4 protein-coding genes are annotated in these 6,097 nt (G+C 70.5%); 1 reads left to right on the top strand and 3 read right to left on the bottom strand.

Annotated elements, in window-relative coordinates:
- A partial coding sequence (locus HMPREF1138_RS07585; protein ID WP_039937449.1) for a PHP domain-containing protein occupies positions 1-578 on the bottom strand: 578 nt, incomplete at its 3' end.
- A 113-nt stretch (positions 579-691) separates the two neighbouring features.
- Between HMPREF1138_RS07585 and HMPREF1138_RS07580 the strand changes: the two genes are divergently transcribed.
- Positions 692-1,756, top strand: a complete 1,065-nt coding sequence (locus HMPREF1138_RS07580; protein WP_009058321.1) for an alcohol dehydrogenase catalytic domain-containing protein — start codon at positions 692-694, stop codon at positions 1,754-1,756.
- On the opposite strand, the gene HMPREF1138_RS07575 is transcribed toward HMPREF1138_RS07580, so the two are convergent.
- Together HMPREF1138_RS07575 and HMPREF1138_RS11300 are read right to left on the bottom strand one after the other, a co-directional pair.
- A complete protein-coding gene (locus tag HMPREF1138_RS07575; protein ID WP_009058315.1) occupies positions 1,750-4,878 on the bottom strand; it encodes a DEAD/DEAH box helicase in 3,129 nt (1,042 codons plus the stop codon). The two genes, HMPREF1138_RS07580 and HMPREF1138_RS07575, sit on opposite strands and share 7 nt — an antisense overlap.
- 37 nt (positions 4,879-4,915) lie before the next feature.
- Positions 4,916-6,097, bottom strand: a 1,182-nt coding sequence (locus HMPREF1138_RS11300; RefSeq protein WP_009058320.1) for a hypothetical protein, incomplete at its 5' end; no start/stop codon positions are given.

Below are 6,097 nucleotides of genomic sequence, written 5' to 3'. Positions count from 1 at the left end.
GCCTGCCACTCGACCAGCACGCGATCGGCCCCTCCGACCGCCTCCGCGAGGGCGCTGATGACCCGTCGCGCCCACGTGGGCCCACCCGCACGCAGGGCGCGCATGAGGGGGCCCCGCCTGCCCCCGGTCAGGGCGACGAGGCCGCCCCCGGCCCCGCTCACGTCCTCCAGGGTAAAGCGGGGAGAGCGCTCCCCCTCACGGGCCAGCGCCCGCGTGCTCATCATGCCCACGAGGTTTTCGTACCCGTCGGGCCCCCCGGCCAGCAGCGGCAGACGGATCCCCGGCTCCTCGGCCCCGGGAGCCAGCCCCCAGCCCCGCGCATGGGAACCCGGAACAATCGCACCCAGCGCGTGGGGGTCCAGGGTGACCTCGGCCCCGTAGACGACGGGGAGCCCGCAGTCACGGGCCGCCATCGTGGTCTGCACGGTCGAATACATGCCGTCCACGTCGAGGATGGCGAGCGCGTCCAAGCCCAGGCGCGAGGCCTGCGCCACCATGTCGGCAGGCTCGTCGGTGCCCTCTAGGAAGGTGAAGGCGCTGTGGGCATGCAGCTCGGCGTATCGGGGTTCATCACTCACCACACCATTATATCGAACACCTGTTCGACAGCCCGTCGCTCGCCGCCCACACACGCGCGACGCAAGGCACTCATAACAACCCCACCACGCCCTATCCTGGTCACATGGACTCCATGCTCGCAGCGTCGCTCGCCTCACCCGGCACCCTCACCCTGGACCGGCGCCCACTTCCCGCCCTGGGGCCGCGCGACGCCCTCCTCACCGTGGAGGCCACGACGCTGTGCGGCACGGACCTGCGCATCGTCACCGGACAAAAAACGAAGGGCGTCACCCCCGGCGTGATCCTCGGCCACGAGATCGCCGCTCGCGTCTGGCGCGTCGGCTCCGCCCTCACCCCCGGCGTTGACGTCCCCGCCCCGGGAACGCAGGTCGGCCTCGCCCCCGAAATCGCCTGCGGCCACTGCGAGCCGTGCACCGCCGGGCGCTCTAACGTCTGCGCCTCCATGGCCCTGTTCGGAACCGGGGTGGACGGCGGCCTCGCCGAGGTCATCCGCGTACCCGCACGTGCGCTCGCGTGCATCACCCCCACCGCGCGCGAGATCGCCCCACCCCTCCTGGCCCTCGCCGAACCCCTCTCCTGCTGCCTGCGGGCCACCACCCGCCTGCCCATCACCGAGGGCACGCGGGTCCTCGTCCTGGGCACCGGCCCCATCGGACTCATCCACTGCGCGCTCGCGGCCAGCGCCCACGCATCCGTCATGGCGTGCGGGCGCCCCAACCGCCTCTCCCCCGCCCTCGCCCTCGGTGCACAGGTCACCACCGCCTCCCAGGGAGACGACCTCGTCGCCGAGGTGCGCGACTGGACGGGCGGAGCCGGCGCGGACGTCGTCATCATCGCGGTCGGCGACCCCGGCCTCGTCCCCGTCGCCGCCCAGTGCGCGGCCATCGGTGGAAGCGTCTCTTGCTTCGCGGGCTTCCCCGCCGGCGCACTGGCCCAGATCGACCCGAACCTGGTCCATTACCGAGAGCTCACCGTCTCCGGCAGCGCAAACGCGACCCTGGCAGACTACGCGGCAGCCGTCACGGCGCTATCGACGGGTGCGCTCGACCTCTCCGCTCTGATCACGCACGAATTCGCCCTCACCGAGGTCGATGCCGCCCTTGACGCCGTCCGGTCCCGCGTCGGCCTCAAGGTCGCTGTACTCCCAGAGCGCACACCCTCGCCCGGTCATCACTGATCAAGCAGACCCCGCAGGTCGGCGACGCTGAGCGACCTGCCCGCCCCCGTCCCGCTCATCACCGAAGAAATCAAACGGCGCTTACGGTCCTGAAGCTCCACGACCTTCGCCTCAATCGTGTCGGTGGCCACCAAGCGATACACGTTGACCTTCTTCGTCTGCCCAATGCGGTGCGCGCGGTCAATCGCCTGCTCTTCGGCCGCCGGATTCCACCACGGATCCATGACATACACGTAGTCCGCCTCCGTGAGCGTCAGACCCGAACCGCCGGCCTTGAGCGAAATCAGGAAGACCGACGCCTGGCCCGAACGGAACCGCTCGACCACCTCCTCGCGGTTGCGCGTCGAACCGTCCAGCTGCACCACCGAGATACCGCGCCGCTCCAACACACGCCGAATACGAGCAAGAAACGACGTGAACTGGCTGAACACCAGCGCCCGGTGCCCGCCCGGCACAATCTCATCGAGGCGATCGGCAACGTACTCGACCTTGGCCGATCCCACGTGCGCATACGACTCATCCACCAGCGCGGGGTCGAGCGCGAGCTGACGCAAACGCGTAATCGACGCCAGCACGCTGATACGATTCGCCTCCGGATCGGCCAGCAGATCCAGGATCCGCGCGCGCTCGCGGGCCAGGTACTGGTCGTAGATGTGGCGGTGCTCCTTGCCGAGCTCCACGCGCACGACGTCGACGATCTTGTCGGGCAGATCCGTGGCGACCTCCTCCTTCGTGCGGCGCAGGATGAAGGGGGCAACGTAGGAGGTGAGGCGGGCGGCCATGCCCGCGTCGCCCCCCTCGATGGGGCGGCGCACCTTCTGCGTGAAGGTGTCCCACCCGGGCAGAAGCCCCGGGCAGGTCAGGGACAGGAGCGACCACAGGTCGCCCAGCGAGTTCTCGATCGGCGTGCCGCTCACCGCCAGGCGCCAGGGCGCATCCATGTCACGCAACGCCCGATACGTGGCGGTGCGGGGATTCTTGACGGCCTGCGCTTCGTCGATGACGACGCCGGCCAGGGCTACCCCGCTCCACTGGTCGGCCTCGAGGCGCGCCAGCGTGTAAGAGGTGACCACGATGTCGCAGTCCTGCACCTGCGACGCGATCGTCGTGCCCCTGCGCGCCGCTGTTTCGATAATGCAGCGAACGCGTAGGAAGGGCGTGAATTTCGCGGCCTGCTCGGCCCACACACCCACGACCGAGGTGGGGGCGACGACGAGGACCGGCCCGACGCTGGCGCCCGAGGCGCGCAGGGCAGCGACGGCGGAGAGGATCTGCACGGTCTTGCCCAGGCCCATGTCGTCCGCCAGAATGGCGCCGAGCCCGGCGCCCAGGCGAGACGTCAGCCAGGCGTGCCCGTGACGCTGATAGGGGCGCAGCACCTGCGCCAGGGCCGGCACGGGCGCCAGTCCGCCGCCCGATCCCTGCCCCCTCAGCGCGGCGAGCCGCTCACGCCACTGCGTCGATGCGACGACCGAGTCGGCCTCCTTCTCGAAGAGCTCGTACACGCCCGCCGACATGGCCGACAGGCGCAGACTCTCGCCTTCACAGCCCGTCAGCGCCCGTGCCTCCTCCAAGAGGGCCTGCAACGCGCGGATGCGCGGCCCTTCCAGGCGCACCCAGACGCCCTCCACCTCCACGTAGTCGTCCCCGCGTCCGATGGCCTCGAGGGCCTCGCGCACGCTCAGGCTGTGAGCGCCGACCCGCAGGCGCACGAACAGATCGAACCAGTCGGACTGTGCGTCCTCGACGCGCAGATCAACGGCCATGCCGTCGTCGGAGACCTCAATGGCGCGCACGTCGTCGGCCACGTCCCACACGAGGCCTTCCACGGCTTCGCGATCCACGACGGTCGCCAGGAACTGCGGAATCCGCCACGGGGCGATCCGCCCGGTGGCCGGAAGCATCGTCCATAGGTCGCCTCCCACGCCGCGTCCCCACCGGTTGATGCGCTCCACGAGGCTCGCTACGGCCTGATCCCCAACGCCTTGCGCAAGCGGCGTGCGCGAGCGCAACCCACCCTCGTCGTATTCTGCCCACCAGCGCACCACGACGGTCTGCCCATCCCGGCGCACCGTGCCCACGACTGACACCGGTGGTGTCGCCTCCGGGTCGAAACTGCCGTCGACGGAGCTCATCGCGAAACGTCTGCGCAGCGCGGGAAGCCACAAGGCGCGAAAATCAGCGACGTCCGAGGTTGGCACCCTCAGCGCGCGCCCGAGGGGAAAACCGTCTAGCGCGGCGAGCCCCTCGATGCGCGCGGCCGCCGTGCCTCCATCGAGGAGCAGCAGGCCGGCGTCGCGATCGATCCTCGGGTTGGCCAGCACGTGGTCGCCGTTGCGTGCCACGACTCGCACGTCCAGCCCCTCGTCGCCGCAGGTCACGTCGATATCGGCGTCCCACGTCGCGTGCGAGAGCACGAAGGGCTCGCGCGCGTCCGCGGATGCGAAGAGCTCGATTCCCGCGCGCACGAGGCGAGTCAGCCACGCGTAGGCGTGCTCTCCCAGCGAGCTGAGGGTCACCTCCGTGCGCGAATGCCACGAGCGCGATTCGCGGGAGAGCCGATAGCCTTCGCGAAGCAAGGACACGTGGGTGGGATCGAGCCCATCCGTCACCGAGGCCCACTGCGTGGCCGTCAGGTCAAGCCACGAGGCCCGCTTCGGCGTCCACGAGGAGGCTCCTCGCCGCAGCGGCGTGAGCGAGGCCTCCACGGCCGGATCGTGCGCGTCGATGACGAGGGCCAGGGGATCTCCGCCGCGCGAGCGTTCGCCCCCCAGCACCTGACCCAGGACGCGGCTCCACTCGGGTACGCGGGACTGGCGCTCGATGGCCTGCGCGCGGCCCGTGATGAGCGCGGCCACCGCGTGCGGGCAATCTGATCTCAGCGGGCAGGCGCAGGCGAGCGTGGGGCGCAGCGCCCCGTGCGAGATGCGCACCCGATAGGTCAGGCCCGCGTCCTTCACGCGCGCCTCCAGTTGGCCATCCTCCGTGGCCCACGACACGTCGCGCACGGCGCCCGCACGTTCCAGGCGCAGGCCGTTGGCCCAGGTGGCGGGGCCGACGAGGGCCATGATGTCGTCGTCGGACATCGACGCGAGGGTCTCGCTCAGAGGCAGGGTTACCATCCTTTCAGTCTACGGCACGCTCTCAGGTGCGGCGCCGTCACTCGTCAAGCCCCTCCACCATCCACTCACCCCCACTCCACACGAGCAGGACCACTCGCCCGTCCTCGAGCGTGGCGCGCATGTAGGCGCGGGCCCGCTCACCCTCCCACCAGCGCCCGGCGACGGGCCAGGGGCCGGCGACGCTGCGTATCCTCGCGGGCCCCACGAGGCCCGCGAGGGCGTCGCACCTATCCGATTCGCGATGAGCGGAGCGTCCAGCGCATAGATACGCGGGGGGCGCCGTCAGCGCACCGCGCTGGTCGACGCAGACGTCACTGCCCGCTCCGATCGACGCTGTGAGACGCACCGGCACCGGCTCCTCGAACAGGGTTGCCGGTGGCTTCGACACGGCCCCCTCCCAGGCGCCAGAACGGGAACGTAACGCCTCCCCTGCCCCCCACGGCGCCATGACGACGCGGCTGCGCGGGTCGTACCCTCCCTGCACGCGCGGCATCAGGAGAGCGTCCGGCCCAGCCAGGCCCTGGATGCGCACGGCGCTGCGCGACACGTCTGCCTCCCTGTGTCCGCGCCCCCACAGGGCTGAAGCGGAATCGCCGGGATGCGGGTCGCAGGCCGTTAGACGGATTGATCGGACCTCACCGGAGGGCCCCTGCGTTGCGCTCATCCACCCCGTCAGGGTCCAGCGCACACGCAACGCAATGTCGGCGCTCACCGACAGGTCGCATCCGCTCCACGTGCGGGTGCGCGAGGAGCCGCCACCGTCTGTCACGTCGATGCGCAGCGTGTGCGAGACGAGGCCCGCTCGGAAGAGGCGTCCGGAGAGTTCGTCAGCCGCACGTGTTACGGGGATCGTCATCGTCTCGATGCGCTCTCCTCCGCTGTCGATATCGCGCTCGACTGACAGGTCCGAGTGAGCGCGCACCCCGAGCGGCACGACGACATCCCCGCCCGATGCCAGCGTCCAGAGGCGCTGGCCGACGTCCCCGAAACGCTCGCACACGGGGCCCCGGCCAAGACCGCGCAGGTCCGAGCACGTCGTGATGCCCAGCCCCGCCAGGAGCTGGATAGTGGCCCGCATGCGTTCGTCCATCGACGTCGGCACGCATCCCAGAGCGCTGGATAGGCCGAGTGGGCCGAGAAACGAGAGCGTGTCGTCGGAGGGGATGATGCGCCCCGCCCTGGCAGCCTCAGTGGAGGCAAGAGGACCGTCGGCGATTCC

It is taken from the genome of Actinomyces sp. ICM58 (genome assembly GCF_000283035.1).
In the GTDB taxonomy this organism is placed as follows: domain Bacteria; phylum Actinomycetota; class Actinomycetes; order Actinomycetales; family Actinomycetaceae; genus Pauljensenia.
This window is presented reverse-complemented; position numbering and strand designations above follow the sequence as displayed.

Bases quoted from the DNA above. Each gene is read 5' to 3' on its own strand.
- HMPREF1138_RS07580 (WP_009058321.1), top strand. From the start codon at position 692: ATGCTCGCAGCGTCGCTCGCCTCACCCGGCACCCTCACCCTGGACCGG.
- HMPREF1138_RS07575 (WP_009058315.1), bottom strand. From the start codon at position 4,878: ATGGTAACCCTGCCTCTGAGCGAGACCCTCGCGTCGATGTCCGACGAC.